We start from the raw sequence: 25,360 nt of genomic DNA, 5'->3' as shown, positions 1-25,360 counted from the left end.
CGGGCAGGTGGGCGAGAGCCGGTGAGCGGGGGCGGTGGGGTGCGGGTCAGCCGGTGCGTTCGCCGGGCCACTCCGCCGTGCCGTCGCGCCACGCGCCGTCCGCGACCAGAGCCGTGGCCCGGTGAGCGGGCGATTGGGACAACCGCCCTCCGAGGCCGAGCCGTACGACCAAGCGGGCGCGCGAGCCGGTAACCCGGTGAGCGGAGGCAGTGGGGTGCGGGTCAGCCGGTGCGTTCGCCGGGCCACTCCGCCGTGCCGTCGCGCCACGCGCCGTCCGGGTCCAGGGCCGTGGCCCGGTCGAGGTCCTGCCGGGCCTCCGCGGCGCGGCCGGCCGCCTCGCGGGCGCGAGCACGGCCCACGAGCGCCCAGAGGTCGTCGGGGGCCAACTCCAGCGCGGCGGTGAAGTCGGTCTCCGCGGCGGCCGGGCGGGCGGCCTCGAGACGGGCGATGCCTCGTTCGACCAGCGCCCAGCGGTAGTCGGGGGCGAGCGCGAGCGCCGCGGTCAGGTCGGCCACCGCCTCGTCGAGGCGCCCCGCCAGCCGGTGCGTCTTGCCCCGTTCGCCCAGCGCCCAGGCGTGGTCCGGCCGCGCGGCCAGCGCCGCCGTCAGGTCGGCCACGGCCTCGTCGTACCGGCCGGCCTGACGGTGACTGCGGCCGCGGCAACCCAGTGCCCAGACGTAGCCGGGGTCGAGGGCCAGGGCGGCCGTGAAGTCGGCGACGGCCTCGTCGAACCGCCCGGCCTGCTGGTGCACCTGGCCGCGCGACCCGAGCGCCCGCACCTGGCCGGGGTCGAGCGCCAGCGCGGCGGTGAAGTCGGCGACGGCCTCGTCGAACCGCCTGGCCCGGCGGTGCGCCTCACCGCGCTGCGAGAGCGCCCGCGCATCGGCGGGCTCGAGACGCACGGCGACGTCCAGATCGCGCACGGCCGCCTCCGGGCGCCCGGCCCGCAGGTGGGCGCGTCCACGGTGGAACCGGGCGGCCGGGTTGTCCGGGGCGAGGGCGATCGCCCGGTCGAACTCGGCGACGGCCGCGTCCTCCTGGCCGGCCACCTCCAGCCGGCGTCCGCGCACCACATGCGCGTGCGCCTGGGCGGCCGCGTCGAGCGGGCCCCCGGTCAGCAGCGCGCCCAGCGCGGCGACGACCGGATCCGCCGCCCCCGCCGTCGCCTCGCGCAGGCGGCGGGCCCAGGCTCCCAGGGCGTCGTCGTGGGTGTCCTCCGCCGCCCGGGTGAAGGCGTCGAACCATTGCCGCAGCGCGTCCGGCGAGGCCTCGGCGGCGTGCACGGCCTCCTCCAGCGCGCCGGTCAGACCGCCGCCGGGGTGGGCGCAGAGCCGGTGGTACATCTCGTCCAGCCGGTGACGGTGCCAGCGGGCGTCCTGCCGGCGCCGGTGGGCGGGCAGGTTCGCCTCCAGCCCGGCGCGCCAGGCGGCGTGCGCGTCGGCCAGCCGGAGGTGGACCGCCGTCCAGCCCTGGGGTGAACGCGCCCGCTCCCGCCGGACCATCCCGGCGCGCACCACGGCGTGGTACTTCTTGAACTCGCCGCTGCCGCTGACGAACGGCTGTCCGCACAGCCAGTTCCACAGCCCGCGCGCCTCCTCGGGCACCGCCGCGGCGAAGACGTCCTCGTTGAGCCGGGGTGCGAGGGCGCAGGTCAGCACCGCCTCGCGGCACAGTGGGTCGGCGATCCAGCGCACGAACCGTTCCACGGCGGTCTCCGCGGCGTCCCCGTCCGCGTCGACGGCGGCCGCGCTCCCCGGGCGGGCCAGGGCGAGCAGGTCGGCCAGCAGCGGCAGCCCCATGGACAGCCGCACCACCGCGTCCACGGTCGCCGGCTCGGTGACGCCCCGCCGGGCGAGCAGTTCACGGGTCTCCTGCTCGGTGAAGGCCTCCAGCGGCACCTCCCTGCCCTGGGCCATGAGTCCGGACCAGTCGTGCTCGTCCAGGCAGTCGCGGCCGGCCAGCACGAACATGACGTTGACGGGCAGCGGGCCGAAGCCGTCACGGAGCATGGTGCGCAGCCAGGCGTCGAGGTGCCGGCCGGTCTGCTCCCAGGTGTCCAGGAACAGCACCACCCAGGGCCGCTCCTGGCACAGGCTGTCCAGCGCGGACACGAACTCCCTGCTCACCGCGTCGAGTTCGGGCCCCCGGCCGCGTGTCCGGCGGCCGCGCACCCGCTCGCGCACCTGGTCCACGCCCTCGGCGACCACGTCGGGGTCGACCATCGTCGCGATGAGGCCGCCACCGGGCAGGACGGTGGACGCGCCACCGAGGACGGCCCGGGAGATCGCCCGGCTCGCCGGCGTGGGGCCGTCGTCGGCCGCTCCGTCGAGGTCGACCGGCTCCGCGGCGGCGTCCTGCTCACGGCGGTACTGCTCGACCGCCCGGTCGAACGCCTTCCAGGGCCGTGTCGCGTCGGACAGTTGGCCGGCGACGGCGGTCATCGCGGACAGGATCCCGTGCACGTCGTTCTCGTCCACGGCGGCGGTGACGGCGCCCGCCTGCCGGGCGGTCTCCCGCCACTGCCGCAACAGCTTCGACTTGCCGACGCCGCCGACGCCGCGCACGTGGAAGAGGTACAGGGCCGGGTCGGTCGGAGACAGGGGGTCCTTCGCCAGGTTCCGGGCGAAGAGCGCCATCTCCTCACGTCGCCCCACGAACCGGTCCAGCGCCCGCAGGGCCGTCAACTCGCCACGTGACACCCGTCGTTGCGGTCTCGGCATTGCGCGGTCCTCCCTCGTCCGGCCTCACGGTACGACGTTCAGGGGCCACCCGCGGTTGCCCCGCCCGCCCACCTCTCCCTCCCGCGGGGCGCGTCGTCCGAATGGTGGTGCGGTCCCGCGCGGGGGCGCTCTAGGGTGGCGCGGTGCACACTCGAATGATCATTCTCAACGGCGGTTCCAGCGCCGGGAAGTCAGGCATCGTCCGGTGCCTGCAGTCCGTGCTGCCCGATCCGTGGCTGACCTTCGGCTGCGACTCGTTCGTCGACGCGCTGCCGGCGCGGATGCGGTCCTCGCAGGACGGGATCGTGCTCGGGGCGGACGGCGAGGTGACGGTCGGCGCCCAGTTCCGGGAACTGGAAGCGGCCTGGACCGAGGGCATCGTGACGATGGCCCGTGCGGGCGCCCGGGTGATCGTCGACGAGGTCTTCCTCGGCGGGGCGCAGTCCCAGCAGCGGTGGCTGAGGGCGCTGGGCGGCCTCGACGCGCTCTGGGTGGGCGTGCGGTGCGACAGCGCGGTCGCCTCGGGGCGGGAGATCGCCCGCGGGGACCGCGTTCCGGGGATGGCGGCGTCGCAGGCCGACCTCGTGCACCAGGGCGTCGCCTACGACCTCGAGGTGGACACCACCCGCACCGAGTCGCTGGCGTGCGCCCGGGCGATCGCGGCCCGCGTCCGCTGACCGGCTCCGCGCGGTCGTCACACGCCGACCGCGCCGTCGATCCGCTCGCGGAGGAGGTCGGCGTGGCCGTTGTGCCGGGCGTACTCCTCGACCATGTGCAGGAGCACCCAGCGCAGCGAGACGACGCCCCGCCAGGCGTCCTCGCCCTCGACGTCCAGGTGCGGGGCGGCCGAGACCCATGCCTCCGCGAACGCGACCTCGTCGTGCCAGGCCGCCCAGGACTCCTCGACGACCTCCGGGGCCGACGTCGCGCCGTCGAAGTCCCCCTCGGGCATGCGCGGTGAGGAGTAGCGGAGTTCGACGTCCTGTCCGGCGAGTACGACCCGGAACCAGCGCCGCTCCACGTCGGCCAGGTGACGGACCAGTCCGAGCAGGGAGAGCGACGACGGCGGCACCGAGCGACGGGCCAACTCCGGCCCCAGGCCCGCGCACTTGAGCCGCAGGGTGGCGCGCTGCGCGTCCAGGGCCGCGACCAGCGTGGCGCGTTCGCCGCCGGTGGCCGGACCGGTGAACCGGCGGCCACTGCCGGGCCCGTCGGCCAGTTGGACGCGACGCTCCGGGATCTTCATGACCACATCATGCAACGCGGCGCCGTCCGCCCGCCGGGGATCGGCCGGATCGCGCCCGCCCCGGGCGGCGACCGCGTCGCCGGGGACCTCCGGCCGGTCCACAACGGCGTGACCGATCACGGCCGTGATCGTTTCACCCGACATGCGATCACTTACTCACCTGCGCCGTTCCGCCGTCGCCCTCGCCTGTGGACTCGCCCTGACGGCGGGCCTGTCCTCCACCGCGTCCGCCGCCTCGGCCGCTTCCGCCACCTCCGCCACCGACGGGTCCGCCGCGGCGCCGGGCGCCGCCGCCGCGAGGGGCCAGTTCCACTGGATCGGCGCCAAGGGCTTGCCGTACTACGTCGAGAACCCGCCCACCGGCGAGTGCCTGGGCATGGCGGAGAGGGGGCGCGCCGCGCACAACCGCACGAACGTCCGAGCGACCGTCTACGCCGGCAAGAAGTGCGGCGGGGCCTCCCAGCGCATGACACCGGGGCAGAAGGCGCCCAAGGGCTTCGTCTTCAACAGCGTGCGCTTCGGGCGCTGACCGCCCGCCCGGCCATGCGGTCAGCCCGCACGTCCGGGCTGACCGCCCGCACGTCCTGGACGGGTGCGCCCCGCGGCGGTGCCCTGCGGGGCGTGCCGCGTCGGCAGCGCTCCCGCGCCGCGGCCCCGGGGTCAGCCCGGGCCGCGGTGGCCCGTCCAGAGCTCACCGGCGCGGGTCGCGGCCGCCGCGATCAGCGCCGTGAGTTCGGGCCGGTCGGCCGGGACGGGGAACGAGACGTAGGCGCCGCGGCCGCCCGCCGTCGGGCGGCCGTATGCCTTCGCGGCCAGGGTGCCGTCCGGGAGGAGGCGGATGTTGAGCGTGGACAGGGTGAACTCCTGCCCGCGCCGGACGTCCGTCCAGCGCAGCGCCTCCGGGACGGTGACGTTGACCGCCAGAGCGCTGACGTCGACGGGGTCGGTGGAGTCCTGCGGCGGGCGACTGCTGCTCATGCGGACACCCTGCCCGGTCGAGCGAGGTCGCGGAAGGCGGTCTCGAAGGCCGTGCGGGTGGTGGCGTCCCGCGTCCGGTCGAGGATGCCGAACACGACGTGCGCGAACCGTCCCTCGAACCTCCCGCCGGGAGCGAGGAGGACGCGGAAGGCCTCGGCCACCTGGGCCGGGTCGTTCATGAAGACCCCGCAGCCCCAGGCGCCCAGCACCAGCCGCCGGTAGCCGTGCGCGGCCGCCGTCTCCAGCACCCGCCCGGCGCGTGAGGCCAGGGCGGCGGGGACCTCGGCGGCACGGTCGGGGGCCTTGCGGGCGATCACACCGGCGTTGGGCGCGGCGGCGGTGAGGAAGCCGACGGAGAACGGCTCGTCCAGCAGACGGCCGCGGTCGTCGCGGAAGACCGGCACCGCCGGGGAGTGGATCACCCGGTCCGAGTAGAACGGGTCCCGATCGGCCCGGTGGTGCTCGTAGTACTCGGGGGCGCGCAGCAGACAGGTGTACAGGGCCGAGCTCCGGCACAGCGCCTCCTCCTGCGCCTGCGCCCCGTTGAGGTAGCCGCCGCCGGGATTGCGCGCCGAGGCGAAGTTCAGCACCGCCGGCGAGTCCGCGCCGCTCCGGGCGAGGCGGCGCGCCGCCTCCAGGCTGCTCTCCGCGGTGACCTCGACGTGGGTGCGCACCGGTTCCGCGGCCGGCACCGGCACCGGGCCGGGCCCCAGCACGCGGGTGCCCTCACGTGCCGCCCGCACCGCCTCGGCGACGAAGACCTCGCGCCCGTCGGACGTGCGGTAGAACCCCGCCGCCACGATCGCCTCGTTCTCGCGGGCGATCCCCCGCAGTCGTGCGCTCATCCGGTGTGCCGTTCCTCCTCCCGGGCGGGCGGCGCCCACCCCCGGACAGGCACGGTAGCGGCGACGCGCCTCACGTCCCCACCGGTTTTCCGCGCGGGGAGGAGCGGAGGCCCCCGTACGACCACGGCCCGGCGCCGCGCCCTCGCAGGAGGGGCGACGCCGGGCCTCGGCGCGTCGGGGACGTCGGGTCGGACTCGGGTCAGATGAGACCCTGCGCGAGCATCGCGTCGGCGACCAGCTCGAAGCCGGCGATGTTGGCACCGACCACGTAGTTGCCGGGGCTGCCGTAGCGCTCGGCGGTGGTGTGGCAGGAGTCGTGGATGTGGCGCATGATCTCCGCCAGGCGCTCCTCCGTGTGGGCGAAGGTCCACGAGTCGCGGGAGGCGTTCTGCTGCATCTCCAGGGCGCTGGTGGCCACGCCGCCGGCGTTGGCCGCCTTGCCCGGGCCGAAGGCCACGCCGGCCTCCTGGAAGACGCGGACGGCCTCCGGGGTGGTGGGCATGTTGGCGCCCTCGGCGACGGCCTTGACGCCGTTGCGCACCAGAGCGACGGCGTCGGCCTCGTGCAGCTCGTTCTGCGTGGCGCAGGGCAGGGCGACGTCCACCGGGACGCTCCACAGGCCGGCGCCGGGGACGTAGGTGGCGCTGTCGCCGCGGGCCTCGGCGTACTCGGAGACGCGGCCGCGGCGGACCTCCTTGATCTCCTTCAGCAGCTCGAGGTCGATGCCCTTCTCGTCGACGACGTAGCCGCCGGAGTCGGAGCAGGTCACCACGGTCGCGCCGAGCTGGTGGGCCTTCTCGATCGCGTAGATGGCGACGTTGCCGGAGCCGGAGACCGCGACGCGCTGGCCGTCGAGCGAACCGCCGCGGCTGCGCAGCATCTCCTGGGTGAACAGGACGCAGCCGTAGCCGGTGGCCTCGGTGCGTGCCTGGGCGCCGCCCCAGCCGAGGCCCTTGCCGGTGAGGACGCCGGACTCGTAGCGGTTGGTGATGCGCTTGTACTGGCCGAACAGGTAGCCGATCTCCCGGCCGCCGACGCCGATGTCACCGGCGGGGACGTCGGTGTACTCGCCCAGGTGGCGGTGCAGCTCGGTCATGAACGACTGGCAGAACCGCATGATCTCGGCGTCCGAACGGCCCTTGGGGTCGAAGTCGGAGCCGCCCTTGCCGCCGCCGATGGGCATGCCGGTGAGCGCGTTCTTGAAGATCTGCTCGAAGCCGAGGAACTTCACGATGCCCAGGTTCACCGACGGGTGGAACCGCAGGCCGCCCTTGTACGGGCCGAGGACGCTGCTGAACTCGACGCGGAAGCCGCGGTTGACGTGAATGTTGCCGGCGTCGTCCGACCACGGCACGCGGAAGATGAGCTGCCGCTCGGGCTCGGCCATGCGCTCGACGATCCGCGCCTCGACCAGCTCGGGCCGCCGCTCGAGCACGGGGCCGAGGGAATCCAGTACCTCACGCACCGCCTGGTGGAACTCGGTCTCACCCTGGTTGCGGCGGAGGATCTCCGCGTACAGCGACTCGATGACGCGCATGTGCAGCCCATGACCTCTCGTGGTCGGAATGATCTCTGCGCCCCGTCCCGGGGGCGGTCACAAGGGTTCCCCTCGCCGTTGAGGACGCCGCCGAGGAGGACCGCCCGATACGTGGGGATGCCCGTGCGCGCGACGCGCAGAACCGTTGTTGCACCTCCATTGTCCCAGTGGTTCCACCGATGACACCGGGCGCATCCACATGGCGGACACCATCCACCGCTCAGCGGTCGCCCAGGGTGGCGCACCTCACACGTACCGTCGCGCCTCCGTGACCGCCATCGGGGCGACGCGTGCGCCGGGCCCGTCACCCGGTGACGGTCCCCTGTTCCAGCAGCGCCCGACACAGCAGGGCGAAGGAGGCCGTGCACAGCAGGGTCCTCCCGTGGTTGGCGCGGACCCACGGCCGCTCGAAACGGCTCCGTGCCGCCGCAGATCCGGCCGCCCCGGCCTCCGCGTCCACCCGCTCGAGCCCGTTGTTGAGCGGAATGTTGACGCGCGCCGTCAGCAGGACCGCGGCCAGGTACAGGGCGGTCGCCGCCACGACCGGGACGAGGCCGCCGTCCGTGCCCCGGTCCACGGCGAGCAGGACCACCGCCACCACGTCGAACAGGAGCGCTCCCAGGTAGCCGAGGAGGAACCAGCCGTTCAGGATGGCGGCGTTGATGCTCCTCATCGTCCGCACCACGGTCCGGTCGTCCGTCCTCGCCAGCCCCGGCATCACCGCGATCGAGAAGGCGTAGAACAGACCGGCCACCAGACCGGTGGTCACCGTCGCGGCGACCAGTACGACCGAACGAGCCGTCTCCATGGCGAGTTCCCCCCTGATGTCGTCGGCGGCCGCACGGCGGTGCCCGCGCGGCGGTGGGACACGCCGAGCCTACGGCCGCAGCGCCGAGCGGTCCGGCGCTCCGGAGGTCCGGGCCCTCCGGTCGCCGGCTCCGCCCTCAGAGCGCCCCCGCGTCACGGGCCGACCACACCGTCGGGTACCTCGGCACGAACCCGAGTTCGCGCCGGAGGCGTTCGGTGCCGACGGTGCCGTGCCAGGGGTCGGGATCTTCGGCAGGCCGCGGACCGGCCCGGAACCTCTCGCCGAGCACCCGGTGCAGCTCCAGGACCGTCACGGGGGCGTCGTCGGCGATGTTGTAAACCCGTCCCTGCGCCCGCTCGCCCCGTCGGACGTCGGCCTGCCCGCCGGGCGGCGCCGGCGGACGCCCGGGCTGCGCAGGGAGGAGACGGCCGCGCTGGCCGGGATGTCCGCGGACTACCACACCCGCTTGGAGCAGGCCCGCGGCCCGCGCCCGTCCCGGCAGACGCTCACCGCGCTGGCCCGCGCCCTGCGGCTCACCGACGACGAACACGACCACCTCTTCCACCTGGCCGGGGAGGAGCCGCCCAGGGTGTTCTCCCTGGCGGAGCACGTGCCCCCCGGTCTCCAACTGGTCCTGGACCGCCTGCACGACGCCCCCGCGCAGGTGCTGACCGACTGGGGCGAGGTGGTGACCCAGAACGCCGTGTCGAAGGCGCTGACGGGGGACTTCGCCTCCCGTCCCCCGCAGCGGCGCAACCTGGTCCGTGCCTTCTTCCTGGAGCCCGGGGCGCGCCACGTCTTCCCGCCCGAGGACGTCCCCGCCCGCGCGCGCGCCCGGGTCGCCGCCCTGCGGGCGGTCACCGCGGCGCACCCCGGAGACCCTCGCCCGGCGGCTCTCGCGGCAGAACTGCGGGCCAGGAGCGCGGAGTTCGCCCGCCTGTGGGACGACCACCGGGTGGCGGTGCCGCGCGCCGCGGTCAAACGGTTCCGGCATCCGGTGGTGGGGCTGCTGGAGCTGGACTGCGAGGTGCTGCTCACGCCGGACCGCCGGCGCTCCCTGGTCGTGCACACCGCACGTCCGGGCAGCGCGTCCCAGGACCGGCTGCGGCTGCTGCAGGTGGTGGGCCTCCAGGACATGACCACCGGCGGCCCTCCCGTCCCCCGAGCCGCCGGCGCCGTCAGCGGGTCTCGGCCAGGGTGTGTGCCACGAGGGCGTTGGCGTGGCCGTGCCCGAGGCCGTGCTCGCTCTTGAGCCAGGCGACCAGCTCCATGTGCCGGGTCAGCGGCGAGGCGCGGATCAGGTCCTTCCATTCCGCGATCGGACGGCCGTACTTCTTCTCGATGGAGGGGAAGTAGCTCGCGGGGCCCTTCACGGGTGCGCTCATGCGGTCTCTCCTGTGTCGTGCGGGTTTGCCGAAGCCTGTCATCCCTTACGACCGCCCGCACCACGCGAACTCATCGGCCCGGCGCGGGAGATGTGTTCCGGCACGGTGCCACGGACCGGTGGCGCAGATGCCCGGTCCGGTGCGCGGTGAGCGCCGCCATGTCGGCACGGTGAGCCGTGTCACGCGGTCCACACCGCGGCCCGGCACCGCTCGGGAGGCCCCGGGGGCGGTCGCGTCGGCGCGATCGCACCCCCCTAAGATCGGCTACGGCCTAGGCTGGTCCCGCCCCCCAGCACGGCGCCCCGCGCGAGGTGCGCGGGACGCAGGCCGAGCCGGTGACCGGCCCGGCCGCACCCACACCGCCCGGATCCGGCCCCAGGCCGTCACGAAAGCAGACCTGTGTTCCAGGAAACGCCCATCTACAACCGCCTCGTCGCCGAGCGCGGCGACATCCCCGTCCAGGTGCGGGGTGAGGCCGAGCGCATACACCGCAGCCTCACGCCGCTGCTCGGCCCTCCGCCCCAGGTCCACCCCGGCCGTCCGCCGCAGGGCGGGGGCCCCGGGCACGGCGTCCGGCCCCCGGCCGCTCCACCCTTCCCCGAGCTTCCCTGAACCTCCGGTCCGCCTCGGGCGCGCCGGTCCGCCTCAGACAGTCCGCTCCACCACGGGCGCCCGGTCCGCCATGGCTCTCCAGGCCCCGGGCCCGGCACCGCCCAGGCCCCGGCGGCGTCCCTCCGAGGCCGCCCGTGGCGCTCGGCCGAGCATGATCGGCGAACAACGGGCGGCGCGGGTCCGGCCGTTCTACGGTGACGGCATGGACCTCAGCATCAACACCGCGTCGCTCCCGCACGACGACCCCGAAGCCTCCCTGGCCTTCTACCGCGACCTCCTCGGTTTCGAGGTCCGCGGAGACGTCGGGGAGGGCAGGATGCGCTGGATCACCGTCGGTCCCCCCGGGCAGCCGGACACCTCCGTCCTGCTGGCTCCCCCCGGCGCCGACCCGGGCGTCACGGACGCCGAACGGCGCACCATCGCCGAGATGATGGCCAAGGGCACCTTCGGCTGGATCCTGCTGGCCACCCGTCAGCTCGACGCCGTCTTCGACAAGGTCAGGGCGGGCGGCGGGGAGGTCGTGCAGGAGCCGACGGAGCAGCCCTACGGGATGCGGGACTGCGCCTTCCGCGATCCCGCGGGCAACCTGATCCGGGTGAAGGAGATCCGCTGAGCGGACCGGTCAGTTTTCGAGAAGCCACCGCGCACCCCGCGCGCCTAGCGTGAGAGACACAGCGGCACGGAGGACCCGGCACACCGGTGGTCCCGGCGAGGCGGCGCGAGAGGGGAACGCGATGAAGAGCACACGAGCGGCGGTCACGGTGGACGAGGCGCAGGAGGGTTTCACCGCGGAGGAGATCGCCGCGATGAAGGAACGCGCCAAGGAGGTCCGCAAGGGCTCGCGCCGCGGCGGCGCCAAGGCCGACCCCGAGGCCGAGGTCCTCGCGAAGATCGCGGAGATGGACGAGGCCGACCGGCTCCTCGCCACCCGTGTCCACGAGATCGTCCGCGAGGCCGCCCCGGAGCTCGCCCCCCGGCTCTGGTACGGCATGCCCGCGTACTCCAAGGGCGGCAAGGTGCTCTGCTTCTTCAAGGCCGCCGGGAAGTTCGGCTCCCGTTACGCGGAGTTCGGCTTCAGCGACGTGGCCGCCCTGGACGACGGCGCTTTCTGGCCGACCGCGTACGCGTTGACCCGGCTCACGGACGAGATCGAGGCGCGGCTCGCCGAACTGGTCCGCGGGGCCGCCGCGGGCTGACAGCGACGTCGCGGGAGGGCCGGGCCGGCCGGGGTGCCCCCGGGGCCCGGCCCTCCCGCGCGTCCGGCCCTCCCCCGCTCTGCGCGGCCCCGCTCGGCACCACCCCCGCTCGGCGCCGGGCCCTCTCAGCGCCGGACCCGCTCGGTGCCACCCCGCCGATCACTCCGTGACGCGCGCCGCTTCTTGCTGTTAGCGGTCCGTGAGCGTGATTCCGGCCACCTGCGCCCGCTCCCGCCCCCTGGCTCCCGAGGTGCGCCCTTGTGTCCTTCCGTGTCAGGGTCTTGGGTGGGAGGCCAGCGGCGTCGACTCTCTCAGGAGGGAGAACCCCGGCATGTCCGAGGCGACAGGGACGGCGGCGGCGCGGCCCGGAGAAGTGCTGTCCGAGGCCGGCGCCGAGGCGCTGGTCCACGGCATCTGCTTCAGGACCGGTCCGCCGCGGCTGCTCGGCGTGGAACTGGAATGGCTGGTCCACGACCTGGAGGATCCACGCACCACCGTCGCTCCCGAGCGGCTGGAGGCGGCGCACGCGGCGCTGCCCGGGCTGCCGGTGCGCTCGCTCCTGACCGCGGAGCCGGGCGGCCAGATCGAGCTGAGCTCCCGGCCCGCGGCCTCGCTGAGCGAGTGCGTGGAGACCATGCGCGCCGACCTCGCGACGGTGCGGTCCATGCTGCGGGAGAAGGGCCTGACACTGGCGGGCATGGGGCTGGACCCCTGGCAGGCGCCGCGACGCTTCCTGCGGGAGCCCCGGTACGACGCGATGGAGCGCAGCCTGGACCGGGCGGGTCCGGCCGGCCGGGCCATGATGTGCACCTCGGCGTCGGTCCAGGTCAACCTGGACGCCGGGTTCGAGGAGCCGGGCCCGCTGGGGCACGTGCGGCGCTGGCGGATGTCGCACCTGCTGGGCGCGGTGCTGCTGGCCGCCTTCGCCCACTCCCCCGTGGTCGAGCGGCGCGCCACCGGCTGGCGGTCCACCCGGCAGTTGCGGTGGGCGGAGATCGGCGCGGCACGGGCCGGTGGTCCCCCGCTGGACGCGGAGCCCCGCGCGGCCTGGACGCGGCACGTACTGGACGCGGAGCTGATGTGCCGCCGCCGGACCGTCGGCCCGTGGGAGGTGCCCGACGGGACGACCTTCCGCGACTGGCTGCGCCAGGGCGCGGCGAGCGGGCAGGGACCGCGGCGGGAGGACCTCGAGTACCACCTGACCACGCTGTTCCCGCCGGTGCGGCCCCGCGGTTTCCTCGAGCTGCGGATGCTCGACGCCCAGCCGGGCGAGGACGGCTGGACCGTGCCCCTCGCCGTCGCGGCGGCGCTCTTCGACGACCTGGCCGCCGCCGAGACCGCCTTCCGTGCCGTGAAGCCGCTCGCCGAGCGGTGCGGGCCGCTGCCCGCGCCGCACAATCCGCTGTGGACCGGCGCGGCCCGGCACGCCCTGGCCGACCCGGAGCTGCGGGAGGCCGCCGCCGTCTGTTTCGCGGCCGCGCTGGAGGCGTTGCCCCGGCTGGGGGCCGGCACCGCGGTGATCGACGCGGTCGGGGAGTTCACCGAGCGGTACGTCGCCCGCGGGCGATGTCCGGCCGACGACCTGCTGGACGCCCTGCGGCAGGGGAAGGAGCTCTCCTCATGACCGACGGCACGACCGGCGGCACCGGCGGCACGGCAGGCGGCGCCGGTTCAGCCGAGGCTGCCCGGGAGCGCGCGGCGAAGGCCCTGGCGGCGGCCCGGGAGCGCACCGCCCTGCTGACCTCCTGCGTGGAGGACCACGAACTGACCGCCCAGCACTCCCCGTTGATGTCGCCACTGGTGTGGGACCTGGCGCACGTCGGCAACCAGGAGGAGCAGTGGCTGCTGCGCGCGGTGGGCGGGCACGAGGCGCTGCGGCCGGAGATCGACGGCCTGTACGACGCCTTCGAGCACCCGCGCGCGGAGCGGCCGTCGCTGCCGCTGCTGTCGCCCGACGAGGCCAGGCGCTACGCCGCCGAGGTCCGCGGCCGGGTCATGGACCTGCTGGACGCGGCCTCGCTCGACGGGTCGCCGCTCGTCGACGCGGCGTTCGCCTACGGCATGGTCGCGCAGCACGAGCAGCAGCACGACGAGACGATGCTGATCACCCACCAGCTGCGGCGCGGCCCCGCCGTGCTGAGCGCTGCCGACCCGGATCCGGCGCCGGCGCATCGGGGGCCCGCCGAGGTCCTGGTCCCCGGCGGACCGTTCGTGATGGGGACGTCCGACGAGCCGTGGGCGCTGGACAACGAACGGCCCGCGCACGTGGTGGAGGTGGCGCCGTTCCACCTGGACACCGCCCCGGTCACCAACGCGGCCTTCCTCGCCTTCATGGAGGACGGCGGCTACCACCGGCCCCGCTGGTGGCGTCCGGAGGGCTTCGCCCGGCTGCGCTCCCAGGGCGTGCGGGCCCCGTTGTTCTGGCGGCGGGAGGGCGGGCAGTGGCTGCGGCGGCGGTTCGGCAGGACGGAGCCGGTCCCGCCAGACGAGCCGGTGGTCCACGTGAGCTGGTACGAGGCGGACGCCTACGCCCGGTGGGCGGGGCGGCGGCTGCCGACGGAGGCGGAGTGGGAGAAGGCGGCCCGGCACGATCCCGCCACCGGCCGCTCCCGCCGGTACCCCTGGGGTGACGAGGACCCGTCCGAGGAGCGCGCCAACCTCGGTCAGCGGCACCTGCGTCCGGCGCCCGCGGGCAGTTACCCGGCCGGCCGGTCCCCGCTGGGCGTCGGGCAGTTGATCGGCGACGTGTGGGAGTGGACGGCGAACGACTTCCTCCCCTACCCGGGTTTCTCCGCCTTCCCCTACCCGGAGTACTCCGAGGTGTTCTTCGGCTCCAAGTACAAGGTCCTGCGCGGCGGTTCGTTCGCGGTGGACCCGGTGGCCTGCCGGGGGACGTTCCGCAACTGGGACTACCCGGTGCGGCGGCAGATCTTCTCCGGCTTCCGCACCGCGCGGTCGGCACGCGCGGAGCGGCCGGTGCCCGGGGACGGCGTCCCGCCGGGCGGCCCGTTCGGCGAGGGCGCCGTCTGATGTGCCGGCACCTCGCCTACCTGGGGCCCCGGGCGCCGCTGGGGCGGGTGCTGGTCGATCCGCCGCACAGCCTGTTCCGGCAGTCCTGGGAGCCGCGCCGGCAGCGCTACGGAACGGTCAACGCGGACGGCTTCGGGGTGGGCTGGTACGCACCCGGCGACCCGGTCCCCGCCCGGTACCGCAGGTCCGGGCCGGTGTGGGCGGACCCCTCGTTCGCCGACCTGGCACGGGTGGTGCGCTCCGGGGCGGTGCTGGCGGCCGTGCGGGACGCCACCGAGGCGGGCGCCGACGGGGAGGCGGCCGCCGCGCCGTTCGCCGCCGGGCGGTGGCTGTTCAGCCACAACGGGGCGGTCTCCGGCTGGCCCGGTTCGATGGCCGCGCTCACCGCGCGGCTGCCGCCGGCCCGGCTCCTGGAGCTGGAGGCGCGCACCGACTCGGCGTTCGTCTGGGCCCTGGTCCTGCACCGGCTGCGGGCCGGGGAGGAGGCCGGGCGGGCGCTGGCCGCGGCGGTCGCGGACGTGGCGGCCGCCGCGCCCGGCTCGCGGCTCAACCTGCTGCTCACCGGCGGCGACACGATCGCCGCCACGGCGTGGGGGGACACCCTGTGGTACCTGGCCGAGCCGGGCGGCCCCACCGTCGTGGCGTCCGAGCCGTACGACGACGACCCCCGGTGGCGGGAGGTCCCGGACCGGACGCTGCTCGCGGCCACCCGCACCGATGTGCTGCTCACCCCGCTGGACGGCTCCGGCGGCCTCCGGCCCCCGGCCGGCGCGGACGTCCGGAGCCCGCACCGTTGAAGGAGCAAGCCCGTGAGCCCGTTCCGCATCACCCGCACCCTGGCCGAGGACGCCGCCCTGGCGTCGCTGCGTGCCGACGTCCTCGCCGGGCTGGGCAGCCGGCCGCGGTCGCTGCCGCCGCGATGGTTCTACGACGCGCGCGGCAGCGAACTCTTCGACGAGATCACGCGGCTGCCGGAGTACTACCCGACGCGTGCCGAGCGGGAGATCCTCACCCACCGGTCGGCGGAGATCGCCCGGTTCTCCGGGGCCCGGACGCTGGTGGAGCTGGGTTCGGGATCCTCGGAGAAGACGCGGCTGCTGCTGGACGCCATGCCGGACCTGGAACTGTACGTGCCGGTGGACGTGAGCGAGAGCGCGCTGAGGGGGGCGGGCGAGGAGCTCGCCGAGCGGCTGCCGCGGCTGGACGTGCACGCCGTGGTGGCGGACTTCACCGGGCACGTCGCACTGCCCGAGGGGCCCGGCCCGCGGCTGGTGGCCTTCCTCGGCGGGACCGTGGGCAACCTGGAGCCCGCGGAGCGCTCCCGTTTCCTCGCCTCCGTGCGGGAGTCGCTGTCTCCCGGTGACGCGCTGCTGCTGGGGACCGACCTGGTGAAGGACGAACGGGTGCTGGTCCGCGCGTACGACGACGCGGCGCAGGTGACCGCGGAGTTCAACCGGAACGTGCTGCGGGTGGTCAACCGCGAGCTGGGCGCGGACTTTCGGCCCGAGCTGTTCGCCCACGTGGCGGTGTGGAACGCGGAGGCCGAGTGGATCGAGATGCGGCTGCGGGCGCGGGAGGCGCAGACCGTGAAGATCCCGGGCGTCGACCTGGTCGTCGACCTCGCCGAGGGCGAGGAGATCCGCACGGAGATCTCCGCGAAGTTCCGCCCCGAGGGGGTGCGGGCGGAACTCGCGGCCGTGGGGATGGAGGTCGCCCACGGGTGGACGGACCGTGAGGGCCGGTTCGCCCTCTGGCTGGGCGTGGTGTCCTGACGTGGCCGCGGCGGGCCCGAGCGGCACGGGCCGGCTCGGACCCGACGGGTGGCGCCTCAGCCGTAGACCGGGTTCAGGACCTCGGTGATGTGCTCCGACGCCTTCTCGGCCTCGCGGCGGGCGTCGCCGCCCTCGAGGACCGCCGTCATGTACCGCTTGATGGGATTGTCGGCCTCCACCTCGGCCCACTCGGGCGTGGACGGGGTGGCGCGCCCCTGCGCGGCGCCCTCGGCCATCGCCGCCACGCCCGGGTTGTCGGCGACGGCGCCGGCCAGCTTCTCCTTGTTGGGGACGTAGTTCATGGTGCGGGCGAGGTCGGTGGCCCACTTCTCGCTCACCAGCGCCCCGATGACGTCGATGGCCCGGCCGGCCTGGTCGGTGTTGCGCGGGACGATGAGGTCGGATCCGCCGGTGAAGACGGCGCCGGGCCGGTCCGCGTCCTTGCCCGGGACGGGGAAGTAGCCGATCTTGTCCTTCAGCCCGGGGTTCTCGGCGAGGACGGTCTGCACCACGCCCGGCACCGCGATGATCTGCGCCGTCCGCCCCTCGGCGAAGACGCCGGCCTGCGGAGGGTGTTCCTCGTCGGCGTCGGCCGGGCCCTCGCCCAGCGCGTGCAGCTGCCGGTAGAACTCCATGCCCCGCAGGGCCTCTGGGGTGTGCAGGGCCCCCTCCCAGGAGCTGGTGCGTTCGACGGCGAGGTCGCCGCCCTCGTCCCAGATGAAGCCGGCCAGCGTGTACCAGTCCTGGCCGGCCAGGTAGATGCCCTGACTGCCCGTGGAGTCCAGCCGCCGGGTCACCTCCAGCCATTCCTCGCGGGTGCGGGGCGGGGTGACACCGGCCTCCTCGAAGAGGTCCTTGCGGTAGACCACCACCCGGTTGGCCGCGTACCAGGGGATCCCGTACTGCTGGTTGCGGTCGCGGCCAGGATCCGCGAGGCCCGGCAGGCAGTCGTCGACGCCCCAGTCGCGCACGGCCTCCAGGGTCAGGTCGAAGAGCTGCCCCTCCACGTACTGCGGCACCTGGGTGTTGCCGACCTCAATGACGTCCGGCCCTCCGGGGTTCTCCTCGGGGTCCATCGCGGCCTGGACCTTGGGGCCGATGCCGGTCCACTCCTGGATGCGGATGTCCAGCCGGGTGTCCGGGTGGTCCGCCTCGAAGGCGGCGGTGAAGCGGCGCAGGAAGTCCGCGGAGGCGGTCCCCTTCATCAGCCAGACGGTGACCGTCTCACGGCCCGGCCCGCCGGACAGCATCCCGCAGGCGGCGGTGGTCGTCAGGGCGGCGCAGACGGCCATGAGGGCGAGCGGACGACGTCTCACGGTGGTTCCTGTTCTGTGGAGGGTGCAGCAGGAAGACCCGTGGGGGGACGAGCGCGGTCGGCTCGCATGGGTGCCTCTTTGGTATGGACCAATATCTTGGTATGGACCAATAACGTCGTCAAGGCTTCGAGTCGGGCTTCGGACACGCCCGTGCCCCGGGGCGGGCCCGAACCCGGGGAGGGTGACGCGCCCGTACCCGGGCACCGCCCCGCGTCCGGCGGCGACGCCTCGCGGTCCGCCCCGGCATGGGGCACGGTGGAGTGAGTCGGGCGTCATCGTCCCCGCGACGCCCCGGAGAGGAGCCGTCTCCATGTCGGACAACGTCTACCGGGTCACCGAGATCGTCGGAAGCTCCCACGAGGGCGTGGACCAGGCGATACGCAACGCCGTCTCACGCGCCTCGCGCACCGTGCGGAACCTGGACTGGTTCGAGGTCACCCAGGTGCGCGGGCACATCGAGGACGGCGAGATCGCCCACTACCAGGTGGGGCTGAAGGTGGGTTTCCGGATCGAGGAACCCGAGTAGCGGGCCGCTCCCCGCGGACCGTCGGGCCGGCGTGTCCGGTCCCGCCCGTCGGGCCGGCGTGTCAGGTCCGGCCCTCGCGCTCCTGCGCCTCGCGCAGACCCGCCGACGCCCCGGCCGCCCAGCTCGCCCTGACGACCCGCAGACCCGCGCGCCGCGCGTCGTCGCAGACCAGCTCGTCGTCGTCGACCAGCATGCGGATCTCCCGGTCGCGGGCCAGTTCGCGCAGGATCTCCAGCTTGGTGTGCCGGGCCGGACGGCGGTCGTGGTCGCGCCGCATCCACATCCGGCCCTCGGGCAGGCCCTGGGCCGCGAGCCAGGCCAGGGTGTCGCGCCGGCACCGCTCGGGGCGGCCCGTCAGGTAGACCACCTCGCACTCCTGGGCGGCCTCCAGGGCCAGGGCCACGCCCTTCTCCAGCGGCGGGTCCTGCGGGGCGGCGTCGAAGAAGGCGTCCCAGTCCTTGGGCCGCTTCTCCAGGAAGCGCTGGCGGTGCGCGGTGTCCGCGAGCGTGTTGTCCAGGTCGAACACGGCGAGGGGGCGTCGGGTCTCCGTCACGCCTCCCAGCCTAGGCGGCCTTCCCGCCGCGTCCGCCCGGGCGCGGCGGGAAGGGGGGCGTCCGGCTGATCTCCGCGACGGGCAGGAGTCACACCGCTCCCTCGCGGGCACCATGGACCGGACCGGGTCGGGAGCGATCCCTCCCGGCCTTCGAGAGCACCAGGAGGCGGCGGAACCGATGGCGGACCACGAGGACGGCGCACCGCCGAGGCGGGAGGCCCTGGCGTCGATCGGCAGGGCGCTCGACGCACTGTCCGCGCCGGCGTACATGGCCGCCGATTCGGGCACCATCCTGGCGGTCAGCCCGGCCCTCGCCGAGTTCGTGGGCATGGAGGCCGCGGAGATGGTCGGGCAGGACGGCCACGACCTGCTCCACCGCAACGAGTACGGGGAGACCGTCGCCCGCGCGCGTTGCGGCATCCGCGAGGCCGGTCTGACCCGGCGCACCGCGCAGGGGGACCGCATGTGGGTCGGGCGCGCCGACGGCTCGGTGGCGGAGGTGGGCTGGCTGGCCACCGGGTGCCGGATGGAGGGGCTCGGCACGCTGGCGCTGGTGATCTTCACCCCGCGTCCCGGCCCGGACGGCGAGGAGGGCGCCCCGGCCGCCGCCGAGGAGGCCGAGCCGCACGGCGCGGCCCTCTCCGAGCTGGAGCGGCTGGCCCTGCTCGCCGAGACCACGACCCGGCTGACCAGCACCCTCGACGTCGAGGAGGCGCTGCGCAGGCTGACCCGCCTCATGGTGCCCCGGCTCGCCGACTGGGCCGTCATCGACCTGATCGAGCGCAACGCGGAGGTGACCCGGTTCGCCGTCGCCCACCAGGAGGACGGCACGGTGGTGCGCAGGCCGGACCTGGAGGGGCCGATGCCGCCGATCCCCCCGGAGTCCCCGATGCCCCTCTCGCGGGCCCTGCGCGGTGCCGCCTCGGCGATCGCGAGTCCGGAGACCTATCACGGGCCGCCGGACGCGGAGATCGCCGTGGCGCAGCGCCGCCTGTTCGACGCCACCGGCATGCACTCCGCCGTCATCGCGCCGATCCGCGGCCTGCGGCAGGTGCTCGGCGCGCTCACGCTGGGGCGCAGCGAGCAGCCGGAGCCGTTCACCCCGGCTCACCTGGCGCTGCTGGAGGACATCACCCGCCGTGCCGGCCTGGCGCTGGACAACGCGCGGCTGTACGAGCGGCAGCGCACGGTGGGCCAGACGATGCAGCGTCACCTGCTGCCCCAGCTGCCGCGCGTGCCCGGCCTCGGCCTGGCCGCGCGTTACCGGCCCGCGCCGGAGGACTCGGAGGTCGGGGGCGACTGGTACGACGCGTTCGTGCTGGGCGACGGGGCCCTGGTCCTGGCCGTCGGGGACGTGGTGGGACACGACCTGGAGGCCGCGGCGGGCATGGCGCAGCTGCGCAACATGCTCCGTGCCTACAGCTGGTCCGAGCAGTCCCCGCCGAGCAAGATCGTCGAGTGGCTGGACCTGGCCTGCCTGAACATCGCTGAGGTCTCGATGGCCACGCTGATCTGCGGGCGGCTGACCTGCTCGGCGGACGGGCACTACCAGCTGTCCTGGACGAACGCGGGCCATCCGCCACCGCTGCTGGTCACCCCTGACGGCGAGGCGCGCTACCTCCCCGACGGGCACGGTCCGCTGCTCGGTCTCGACGTCTCCCCGGTGCGCCCCGACGGGGTCGCCGTGCTGCCTGCGGGGTCCACCGTCGTGCTGTACACCGACGGCCTGGTCGAGTCGCCGCGCGACTCCATCGACGACGGCCTCGACCGTCTCCGCCGGAACGCCGCCGCGCTGGTCCACCGGGACCTGGACGACTTCACCGACGAGCTCCTCGAGAGCTCCCGCCCGCCGCACAACGAGGACGACGTGGCGATGCTGGCGGTGCGCATCCCGGCCGAGCCCGGGGCGAGGCCGCCGCGCTGGCGGCCGCCCGCCCGGTGATCCCGGTACGGGGGGTGGGGTGATCCCGGTGCCGGGCCGGCGCGCACCCCGGATGGCTTGGCGGGGCCGGTATGAGCACCACGCCGGCCCCGCCCGTCCGCACCTCGTCGGCGGACGGTCCTTGTGCGGCTACCGCCGCGCCCCCTTGACCGTGGCACGCAGCCACTCGCGGTTCATGTCGGTGATGGACGACAGGGGGATGCCCTTGGGGCACACCGTCGCGCACTCCCCCGCCAGGGTGCAGCCGCCGAAGCCCTCGGCGTCCATCGCCTCCACCATGTCCAGCACCCGGGTCTCCCGCTCCGGGGCGCCCTGTGGGAGGACGTTCAGGTGGTTGACCTTGGCGGAGGTGAACAGCATGGCGGCGCCGTTGGGGCAGGCCGCCACGCACGCCCCGCAGCCGATGCACTCGGCGTGCTCGAAGGCGTGGTCGGCGTCCGGCTTGGGCACCGGCGTGGCGTGCGCCTCGGGGGCGGTGCCGGTCGGCGCGGTGATGTAGCCGCCGGCCTGGACGATGCGGTCGAACGCGGAGCGGTCCACCACCAGGTCCTTGATCACCGGGAAGGCTGCGGCCCGCCAGGGTTCGACGTCGATGACGTCGCCGTCCCGGAAGGACCGCATGTGGAGCTGGCAGGTGGTGGTGCGCTCCGGCCCGTGGGCATCGCCGTCGATGACCAGGGAGCAGGCTCCGCAGATGCCCTCGCGGCAGTCGTGGTCGAAGGCGACGGGGTCCTCGCCCTCCAGGATGAGCTTCTCGTTGAGCGTGTCGAGCATCTCGAGGAACGACATGTCGGGCGTGATGCCGTCCACCTCGTACGTGGACATGGCGCCGTCGTCGGCGGCGTTGCGCTGCCGCCAGACGCGCAGGGTGAGCTTCATGCGTAGCTCCGCTGGGTGGGGTGGACGTACTCGAAGACCAGGTCTTCCTTGTGCAGCACGGGCGCGGTGCCGGTGCCGGTGAACTCCCAGGCGGCCGCGTAGGAGAACTGGTCGTCCTTGCGCGCGGCCTCGCCGTCGGGGGTCTGCGACTCCTCGCGGAAGTGCCCGCCGCAGGACTCGGTGCGGTGCAGGGCGTCCAGGCACATCAGCTCGGCGAGTTCGAAGTAGTCGACGACGCGGTTCGCCTTCTCCAGGGACTGGTTGAACTCCTCGCCGGTGCCGGGCACCTTGACGCGCCGCCAGAACTCCTCGCGGATCCGCGGGATCCGGGTCAGCGCCTCGCGCAGGCCGGCCTCGTCGCGCGCCATGCCGCAGAGCTCCCACATCAGCTCGCCCAGTTCGCGGTGGAAGGAGTCGGGGGTGCGGTCGCCGTCCACGGACAGCAGCCGCTGGAGGCGCTCGCGGGTGGCGTCCACCGCCTCGCGGGCGGCCGGGTGCGCGGCGGTGACGTCCTCGCTGTGCGGGTGGCGTGCCAGGTAGTCGTTGAGGGTGGCCGGCAGCACGAAGTAGCCGTCGGCGAGGCCCTGCATCAGGGCGGAGGCGCCGAGCCGGTTGGCGCCGTGGTCGGAGAAGTTGGCCTCGCCGATGGCGAACAGTCCGGGGACGGTGGTCTGCAGGTCGTAGTCGACCCACAGGCCGCCCATCGTGTAGTGCACGGCCGGGTAGATCCGCATCGGCACCTCGTAGGGGTTCTCCGCGGTGATCCGCTCGTACATCTCGAAGAGGTTGCCGTACTTCTCCTCGACCTTCCTGCGCCCCATGCGTCCGATGGCGTCCGCGAAGTCGAGGTAGACGCCCTGGCCGCCGGGCCCCACGCCCCTGCCCTCGTCGCAGACGTTCTTGGCGGCGCGGGAGGCGATGTCGCGGGGGACGAGGTTGCCGAAGGCCGGGTAGACGCGCTCCAGGTAGTAGTCGCGCTCCTCCTCGGGGATCTCGTTCGGCGGGCGGTCGTCGCCCCGCGCCTTGGGCACCCAGATGCGGCCGTCGTTGCGCAGCGACTCGCTCATCAGCGTCAGCTTGGACTGGTGGTCGCCGGTGCGCGGGATGCAGGTGGGGTGGATCTGGGTGAAGCAGGGGTTGGCGAACAGGGCGCCGCGCCGGTGTGCCCGCCAGACGGCGGTCGCGTTGGAGTTCATGGCGTTGGTCGACAGGTGGAAGACGTTGCCGTAGCCGCCGGTGGCCAGGACGACCGCGTCGGCGAAGTACGTGTCGATCCGCCCGGTGACCAGGTCGCGGGCGACGATGCCGCGGGCGCGGCCGTCGACGACGATCAGGTCGAGCATCTCGGTGCGCGGGTGCAGCTCGATGTTGCCGGCCGCCACCTGCCGGGACAGGGCCTGGTAGGCGCCGAGCAGGAGCTGCTGGCCGGTCTGGCCGCGGGCGTAGAAGGTGCGCGAGACCTGGACGCCGCCGAACGAACGGTTGTCGAGCAGGCCGCCGTACTCGCGGGCGAAGGGCACGCCCTGGGCCACGCACTGGTCGATGATCTCCACGGAGATCTGGGCGAGCCGGTGCACGTTGGACTCGCGGGCGCGGAAGTCGCCGCCCTTGACCGTGTCGTAGAAGAGCCGGTGGACCGAGTCGCCGTCGTTGCGGTAGTTCTTCGCCGCGTTGATGCCGCCCTGCGCGGCCACCGAGTGGGCCCGGCGCGGGGAGTCCTGGAAGCAGAACTGGACGACCTTGTAGCCCTGTTCGGCGAGGGTGGCGCCGGCCGAGCCGCCGGCCAGGCCGGTTCCGACGACGATGACGGTGTGCTTGCGCCGGTTGGCCGGGTTGACGAGCCTGGCCTCGAAGCGGCGCCGGTCCCAGCGCTCGTGGACGGGACCGGAGGGCGCCTTGGTGTCGGCGACGGGCTCGCCGGTCGTGTAGCGGAGGTAGGACATGTCAGCTCACCACTTGGGTCATCACACCCACGGGGACGGCGACGAAACCGGCCGTGAGCAGCAGCGCGAGAAGGTTGGCGACGCCCTTGAGGGCACGGTCGCGGCTGCGGCCGCCCGCGCCGAGCGTCTGTGCGGCGGCCCAGAAGCCGTGCCGGATGTGCAGGCCTAGCGCCAGCATGGCGACGATGTAGATCACGTTGCCGTACCAGGTGGAGAAGGAGTCCACCACGTTCTGGTACGGGTGCCCCTCCTGGAAGCCGCCGGCGTGGACGTGGCCGGTGGTGAGGTCCAGGATGTGCCAGACGACGAAGAGGCCGAGGATCACGCCGCCCCAGCGCATGGTGCGGGTGGCGTAGCTCGCCCGGCGCCTGGCGTGGACGTACTTGGCCGGGCGCGCCGCGATGTCGCGCCTGCTGAGCTGGTAGGCGGCCGTTGCGTGCGCGACGACCGCCGCCACCAGCACGACCCGGATGATCCACAGGGTCCACGTGTAGTGCATGAACGGCTCGCCGACGGTGCGGATCCAGTGGCCGTAGGCGTTGAACTCCTGCGGGCCGAAGAAGACCTTGAGGTTGCCGATCATGTGGGCGACCAGGTACAGCAGCATGATCAGGCCGCTGACGGCCATCACGGCCTTCTTGCCGACGGTCGAGTCCCACACCGCGCGTGTCCTGGACGGCCGTCGGCCCGTCCGCGTTGCCAGAGCCATGCAGCGAAGGTACGACCGCCTGGGCCGATCGGTCCAAGACATGGTGCGCCTCGATCCGATAGGCATCGCCTATGGCGGCCTATCATCGCGGCATGCACCTGCAGCAACTGCGGTATTTCGTGGCGGTCGCCGAGACCCGGCACTTCACCCGTGCGGCGGAACTGGTCCATGTCGCGCAGCCTTCCCTCTCCCAGCAGATCAGGGCGTTGGAGCGGGAGTTGGGGGCGGACCTGTTCCTGCGGGCGCGCGGGAACATCACCCTGACGGACGCCGGGGAGGCGCTGCTGCCGCTGGCCCGGCGCATCCTGGCGGACACCGAGACCGCCCGCCAGGAGGTCCAGGAGGTGGCGCAGCTGCGGCGTGGACGGGTGCGGCTGGGCGCGACGCCGAGTCTGTGCACCGGTCTGCTCCCGGACGTGCTGCGGGCCTTCCACGACCGCTATCCGGGTGTCCGGCTGCTGATCGAGGAGGGCGGGTCGCACGACCTGGTGCGGGAGCTGGCGCGCGGTGCGCTGGACCTGGCGCTGGTGGTGCTGCCGCTGCGGACTCCGTCGCCCGCGCTGACCACCGTGGAGCTGCTGCGGGAGGACCTGGTCGTGGTGTCCTCCCCGGAGACCGCGCCGCCGGGGCACGGGCGCGGGTCGGCGCGCCGGGTGCGGATCGCCGACCTGGAGGGGGAACGGCTGGTGATGTTCCGCCACGGCTACGACCTGCGGGAACTGACGGTCGAGGCGTGCCGGGCGGCGGGGTTCGAGCCGGACTTCGCCGTGGAGGGCGGCGAGATGGACGCCGTGCTCGGCTTCGTCCGGGCCGGGCTCGGGGTCGCCGTGGTGCCGCGGATGGTGGCGGAGCGGGCGGGCCTGCGGGTGACGCCGCTGGCGGCGCCGGTCCCGTCGCGGACCGTCGCGCTGGCCCACCGCAGCGACGTGGCGCCGCCGCGGGCCGCCCGGGAGCTGCAGCGGCTGCTCCTGGAGCGGTGACGGAGCGCGGGACGGCCCCGGAGCCGCGAAGGCTCCGGGGCCGTGGGGCCCGCCCGTGCGCGGCCGGTGACGGGGACGGGTCAGACGGAGATCGGGTGGGAGGGGCGGCCGGCCGCGGCGTCGATCTCCCGGTGGGCCTTGTCCAGCAGCTGCAGGGCGATGTCGTTCAGCGCCCTGGCTCCGGCGACCTCCTCACCCACTCTCGGCTGGTTGGCGTCGGAGTCGTGCCGGCTGGCGTGCCCGTGACCGCGGACCTCGCTGCCGTCGGGCAGCCGCACCAGCGCGGCGGCCCGGGTGCGGGTGTCGTCCTCCTTGAACTCCATCTCGACGTGCCATCCCACTGCGGTGTGCAGCATGGTGCCTCACCTCCTGAAAGGTCCTCC

Annotated in this window: 26 protein-coding genes; 13 read left to right on the top strand and 13 right to left on the bottom strand. The window is 74.3% G+C overall.

Annotated elements, in window-relative coordinates; all coding sequences use genetic code 11:
• Positions 1-221 precede the first annotated feature (221 nt).
• Positions 222-2,720 carry a tetratricopeptide repeat protein gene (locus Sfr03f_RS09745; protein ID WP_108953239.1) on the bottom strand — a complete coding sequence of 833 codons (2,499 nt, stop codon included), beginning with the start codon at positions 2,718-2,720 and terminating at the stop codon, positions 222-224.
• Between the two features lie 155 nt (positions 2,721-2,875).
• On the opposite strand from Sfr03f_RS09745, the gene cpt reads away from it, so the two are divergent.
• Positions 2,876-3,397 (top strand): chloramphenicol phosphotransferase CPT, encoded by a 522-nt coding sequence (cpt, locus tag Sfr03f_RS09740; RefSeq protein WP_108953238.1) that lies wholly within the window; start codon positions 2,876-2,878, stop codon positions 3,395-3,397.
• A 17-nt stretch (positions 3,398-3,414) separates the two neighbouring features.
• Here the strand turns inward: cpt and Sfr03f_RS09735 are convergent, their stop codons facing one another.
• Positions 3,415-3,966 (bottom strand): DinB family protein, encoded by a 552-nt coding sequence (locus Sfr03f_RS09735; RefSeq protein ID WP_108953571.1) that lies wholly within the window; start codon positions 3,964-3,966, stop codon positions 3,415-3,417.
• 142 nt (positions 3,967-4,108) lie between these two features.
• Here Sfr03f_RS09735 and Sfr03f_RS09730 point away from each other — a divergent pair, with 142 nt between their 5' ends.
• Entirely contained in the window at positions 4,109-4,495 is a 387-nt protein-coding gene (locus Sfr03f_RS09730; protein WP_108953237.1) for a hypothetical protein, read from the top strand.
• A 131-nt stretch (positions 4,496-4,626) separates the two neighbouring features.
• Here the strand turns inward: Sfr03f_RS09730 and Sfr03f_RS09725 are convergent, their stop codons facing one another.
• The 4 genes from Sfr03f_RS09725 to Sfr03f_RS09710 all read right to left on the bottom strand — a co-directional run bounded on the left by Sfr03f_RS09725 (position 4,627) and on the right by Sfr03f_RS09710 (position 8,134).
• Entirely contained in the window at positions 4,627-4,944 is a 318-nt protein-coding gene (locus tag Sfr03f_RS09725) for a hypothetical protein (protein ID WP_108953236.1), read from the bottom strand.
• Positions 4,941-5,789 carry a TIGR02452 family protein gene (locus tag Sfr03f_RS09720; protein ID WP_108953235.1) on the bottom strand — a complete coding sequence of 283 codons (849 nt, stop codon included), beginning with the start codon at positions 5,787-5,789 and terminating at the stop codon, positions 4,941-4,943. Before Sfr03f_RS09720 ends, Sfr03f_RS09725 begins: the two co-directional genes overlap by 4 nt.
• Positions 5,790-5,988: 199 nt before the next feature.
• A complete protein-coding gene (gene gdhA / locus Sfr03f_RS09715) occupies positions 5,989-7,326 on the bottom strand; it encodes an NADP-specific glutamate dehydrogenase (RefSeq protein WP_108953234.1) in 1,338 nt (445 codons plus the stop codon).
• Between the two features lie 304 nt (positions 7,327-7,630).
• The gene (locus Sfr03f_RS09710; protein WP_108953233.1) at positions 7,631-8,134 is read right to left on the bottom strand and encodes an anthrone oxygenase family protein; all 504 of its coding nucleotides are present in this window, start codon (positions 8,132-8,134) and stop codon (positions 7,631-7,633) included.
• 346 nt (positions 8,135-8,480) lie between these two features.
• Between Sfr03f_RS09710 and Sfr03f_RS09700 the strand changes: the two genes are divergently transcribed.
• Complete coding sequence (locus Sfr03f_RS09700; protein ID WP_108953570.1) at positions 8,481-9,386, top strand: helix-turn-helix transcriptional regulator; 906 nt, start codon at positions 8,481-8,483, stop codon at positions 9,384-9,386.
• On the opposite strand, the gene Sfr03f_RS09695 is transcribed toward Sfr03f_RS09700, so the two are convergent.
• Positions 9,313-9,519: a DUF4287 domain-containing protein gene (locus tag Sfr03f_RS09695; RefSeq protein WP_108953231.1), complete on the bottom strand. Its 207-nt coding sequence runs from the start codon at positions 9,517-9,519 to the stop codon at positions 9,313-9,315. The genes Sfr03f_RS09700 and Sfr03f_RS09695 overlap by 74 nt on opposite strands.
• A gap of 399 nt (positions 9,520-9,918) precedes the next feature.
• On the opposite strand from Sfr03f_RS09695, the gene Sfr03f_RS09690 reads away from it, so the two are divergent.
• The 7 genes from Sfr03f_RS09690 (at position 9,919) to egtD (ending at position 16,129) form a co-directional block, all read left to right on the top strand.
• Positions 9,919-10,131: a hypothetical protein gene (locus Sfr03f_RS09690; RefSeq protein ID WP_108953230.1), complete on the top strand. Its 213-nt coding sequence runs from the start codon at positions 9,919-9,921 to the stop codon at positions 10,129-10,131.
• A 202-nt stretch (positions 10,132-10,333) separates the two neighbouring features.
• Positions 10,334-10,744: a VOC family protein gene (locus Sfr03f_RS09685; protein WP_108953569.1), complete on the top strand. Its 411-nt coding sequence runs from the start codon at positions 10,334-10,336 to the stop codon at positions 10,742-10,744.
• 121 nt (positions 10,745-10,865) lie between these two features.
• On the top strand, positions 10,866-11,327 hold the full coding sequence (locus Sfr03f_RS09680) for an iron chaperone (protein WP_108953229.1): 462 nt from the start codon (positions 10,866-10,868) through the stop codon (positions 11,325-11,327).
• 331 nt (positions 11,328-11,658) lie between these two features.
• Positions 11,659-12,951: an ergothioneine biosynthesis glutamate--cysteine ligase EgtA gene (egtA, locus tag Sfr03f_RS09675; protein WP_108953228.1), complete on the top strand. Its 1,293-nt coding sequence runs from the start codon at positions 11,659-11,661 to the stop codon at positions 12,949-12,951.
• Entirely contained in the window at positions 12,948-14,357 is a 1,410-nt protein-coding gene (egtB, locus tag Sfr03f_RS09670) for an ergothioneine biosynthesis protein EgtB (protein ID WP_108953227.1), read from the top strand. Before egtA ends, egtB begins: the two co-directional genes overlap by 4 nt.
• A complete protein-coding gene (egtC, locus tag Sfr03f_RS09665; protein WP_108953226.1) occupies positions 14,357-15,154 on the top strand; it encodes an ergothioneine biosynthesis protein EgtC in 798 nt (265 codons plus the stop codon). Before egtB ends, egtC begins: the two co-directional genes overlap by 1 nt.
• Before the next feature lie 12 nt (positions 15,155-15,166).
• Positions 15,167-16,129: an L-histidine N(alpha)-methyltransferase gene (gene egtD / locus Sfr03f_RS09660; protein WP_108953225.1), complete on the top strand. Its 963-nt coding sequence runs from the start codon at positions 15,167-15,169 to the stop codon at positions 16,127-16,129.
• A 56-nt stretch (positions 16,130-16,185) separates the two neighbouring features.
• Here egtD and Sfr03f_RS09655 read toward each other — a convergent pair whose 3' ends face one another.
• A complete protein-coding gene (locus Sfr03f_RS09655; protein ID WP_108953224.1) occupies positions 16,186-17,445 on the bottom strand; it encodes an extracellular solute-binding protein in 1,260 nt (419 codons plus the stop codon).
• 310 nt (positions 17,446-17,755) lie between these two features.
• Between Sfr03f_RS09655 and Sfr03f_RS09650 the strand changes: the two genes are divergently transcribed.
• Entirely contained in the window at positions 17,756-17,971 is a 216-nt protein-coding gene (locus Sfr03f_RS09650; protein WP_108953223.1) for a dodecin, read from the top strand.
• A gap of 61 nt (positions 17,972-18,032) precedes the next feature.
• Here Sfr03f_RS09650 and Sfr03f_RS09645 read toward each other — a convergent pair whose 3' ends face one another.
• Complete coding sequence (locus tag Sfr03f_RS09645; protein WP_108953222.1) at positions 18,033-18,524, bottom strand: phosphatase domain-containing protein; 492 nt, start codon at positions 18,522-18,524, stop codon at positions 18,033-18,035.
• Positions 18,525-18,702: 178 nt separating this feature from the next.
• On the opposite strand from Sfr03f_RS09645, the gene Sfr03f_RS09640 reads away from it, so the two are divergent.
• The gene (locus tag Sfr03f_RS09640) at positions 18,703-20,466 is read left to right on the top strand and encodes a SpoIIE family protein phosphatase (protein WP_108953221.1); all 1,764 of its coding nucleotides are present in this window, start codon (positions 18,703-18,705) and stop codon (positions 20,464-20,466) included.
• Between the two features lie 129 nt (positions 20,467-20,595).
• Here Sfr03f_RS09640 and Sfr03f_RS09635 read toward each other — a convergent pair whose 3' ends face one another.
• From Sfr03f_RS09635 to Sfr03f_RS09625, 3 genes are read right to left on the bottom strand one after another with little or no spacing between them, the layout of a single operon-like run.
• On the bottom strand, positions 20,596-21,345 hold the full coding sequence (locus tag Sfr03f_RS09635) for a succinate dehydrogenase/fumarate reductase iron-sulfur subunit (protein WP_108953220.1): 750 nt from the start codon (positions 21,343-21,345) through the stop codon (positions 20,596-20,598).
• Complete coding sequence (locus Sfr03f_RS09630) at positions 21,342-23,288, bottom strand: fumarate reductase/succinate dehydrogenase flavoprotein subunit (RefSeq protein WP_108953219.1); 1,947 nt, start codon at positions 23,286-23,288, stop codon at positions 21,342-21,344. The genes Sfr03f_RS09635 and Sfr03f_RS09630 overlap by 4 nt, the downstream gene beginning before the upstream one ends.
• 1 nt (position 23,289) lies before the next feature.
• Entirely contained in the window at positions 23,290-23,997 is a 708-nt protein-coding gene (locus Sfr03f_RS09625) for a succinate dehydrogenase (RefSeq protein WP_108953218.1), read from the bottom strand.
• Between the two features lie 92 nt (positions 23,998-24,089).
• Between Sfr03f_RS09625 and Sfr03f_RS09620 the strand changes: the two genes are divergently transcribed.
• Positions 24,090-24,977 carry a LysR family transcriptional regulator gene (locus tag Sfr03f_RS09620; RefSeq protein ID WP_108953217.1) on the top strand — a complete coding sequence of 296 codons (888 nt, stop codon included), beginning with the start codon at positions 24,090-24,092 and terminating at the stop codon, positions 24,975-24,977.
• An 80-nt stretch (positions 24,978-25,057) separates the two neighbouring features.
• Here the strand turns inward: Sfr03f_RS09620 and Sfr03f_RS09615 are convergent, their stop codons facing one another.
• Positions 25,058-25,333 carry a DUF1876 domain-containing protein gene (locus Sfr03f_RS09615; protein WP_108953216.1) on the bottom strand — a complete coding sequence of 92 codons (276 nt, stop codon included), beginning with the start codon at positions 25,331-25,333 and terminating at the stop codon, positions 25,058-25,060.
• Positions 25,334-25,360: the final 27 nt, after the last annotated feature.

This window comes from Streptomyces fragilis (assembly GCF_003112515.1).
Classification (GTDB): Bacteria; Actinomycetota; Actinomycetes; order Streptomycetales; family Streptomycetaceae; genus Streptomyces; species Streptomyces fragilis.
This window is presented reverse-complemented; position numbering and strand designations above follow the sequence as displayed.

What these genes read in the sequence shown, in the direction of transcription:
- Sfr03f_RS09680 (WP_108953229.1), top strand. Translation starts at nt 10,866, where the DNA reads ATGAAGAGCACACGAGCGGCGGTCACGGTGGACGAGGCGCAGGAGGGT.
- Sfr03f_RS09720 (WP_108953235.1), bottom strand. Translation starts at nt 5,789, where the DNA reads ATGAGCGCACGACTGCGGGGGATCGCCCGCGAGAACGAGGCGATCGTG.
- Sfr03f_RS09635 (WP_108953220.1), bottom strand. Translation starts at nt 21,345, where the DNA reads ATGAAGCTCACCCTGCGCGTCTGGCGGCAGCGCAACGCCGCCGACGAC.
- Sfr03f_RS09725 (WP_108953236.1), bottom strand. Translation starts at nt 4,944, where the DNA reads ATGAGCAGCAGTCGCCCGCCGCAGGACTCCACCGACCCCGTCGACGTC.
- Sfr03f_RS09735 (WP_108953571.1), bottom strand. Translation starts at nt 3,966, where the DNA reads ATGAAGATCCCGGAGCGTCGCGTCCAACTGGCCGACGGGCCCGGCAGT.
- egtC (WP_108953226.1), top strand. Translation starts at nt 14,357, where the DNA reads ATGTGCCGGCACCTCGCCTACCTGGGGCCCCGGGCGCCGCTGGGGCGG.
- egtB (WP_108953227.1), top strand. Translation starts at nt 12,948, where the DNA reads ATGACCGACGGCACGACCGGCGGCACCGGCGGCACGGCAGGCGGCGCC.
- Sfr03f_RS09615 (WP_108953216.1), bottom strand. Translation starts at nt 25,333, where the DNA reads ATGCTGCACACCGCAGTGGGATGGCACGTCGAGATGGAGTTCAAGGAG.
- cpt (WP_108953238.1), top strand. Translation starts at nt 2,876, where the DNA reads ATGATCATTCTCAACGGCGGTTCCAGCGCCGGGAAGTCAGGCATCGTC.
- Sfr03f_RS09625 (WP_108953218.1), bottom strand. Translation starts at nt 23,997, where the DNA reads ATGGCTCTGGCAACGCGGACGGGCCGACGGCCGTCCAGGACACGCGCG.
- Sfr03f_RS09640 (WP_108953221.1), top strand. Translation starts at nt 18,703, where the DNA reads ATGGCGGACCACGAGGACGGCGCACCGCCGAGGCGGGAGGCCCTGGCG.
- Sfr03f_RS09710 (WP_108953233.1), bottom strand. Translation starts at nt 8,134, where the DNA reads ATGGAGACGGCTCGTTCGGTCGTACTGGTCGCCGCGACGGTGACCACC.
- egtA (WP_108953228.1), top strand. Translation starts at nt 11,659, where the DNA reads ATGTCCGAGGCGACAGGGACGGCGGCGGCGCGGCCCGGAGAAGTGCTG.
- Sfr03f_RS09730 (WP_108953237.1), top strand. Translation starts at nt 4,109, where the DNA reads ATGCGATCACTTACTCACCTGCGCCGTTCCGCCGTCGCCCTCGCCTGT.
- gdhA (WP_108953234.1), bottom strand. Translation starts at nt 7,326, where the DNA reads ATGCGCGTCATCGAGTCGCTGTACGCGGAGATCCTCCGCCGCAACCAG.
- Sfr03f_RS09630 (WP_108953219.1), bottom strand. Translation starts at nt 23,288, where the DNA reads ATGTCCTACCTCCGCTACACGACCGGCGAGCCCGTCGCCGACACCAAG.
- Sfr03f_RS09695 (WP_108953231.1), bottom strand. Translation starts at nt 9,519, where the DNA reads ATGAGCGCACCCGTGAAGGGCCCCGCGAGCTACTTCCCCTCCATCGAG.
- Sfr03f_RS09650 (WP_108953223.1), top strand. Translation starts at nt 17,756, where the DNA reads ATGTCGGACAACGTCTACCGGGTCACCGAGATCGTCGGAAGCTCCCAC.
- Sfr03f_RS09620 (WP_108953217.1), top strand. Translation starts at nt 24,090, where the DNA reads ATGCACCTGCAGCAACTGCGGTATTTCGTGGCGGTCGCCGAGACCCGG.
- Sfr03f_RS09745 (WP_108953239.1), bottom strand. Translation starts at nt 2,720, where the DNA reads ATGCCGAGACCGCAACGACGGGTGTCACGTGGCGAGTTGACGGCCCTG.
- Sfr03f_RS09685 (WP_108953569.1), top strand. Translation starts at nt 10,334, where the DNA reads ATGGACCTCAGCATCAACACCGCGTCGCTCCCGCACGACGACCCCGAA.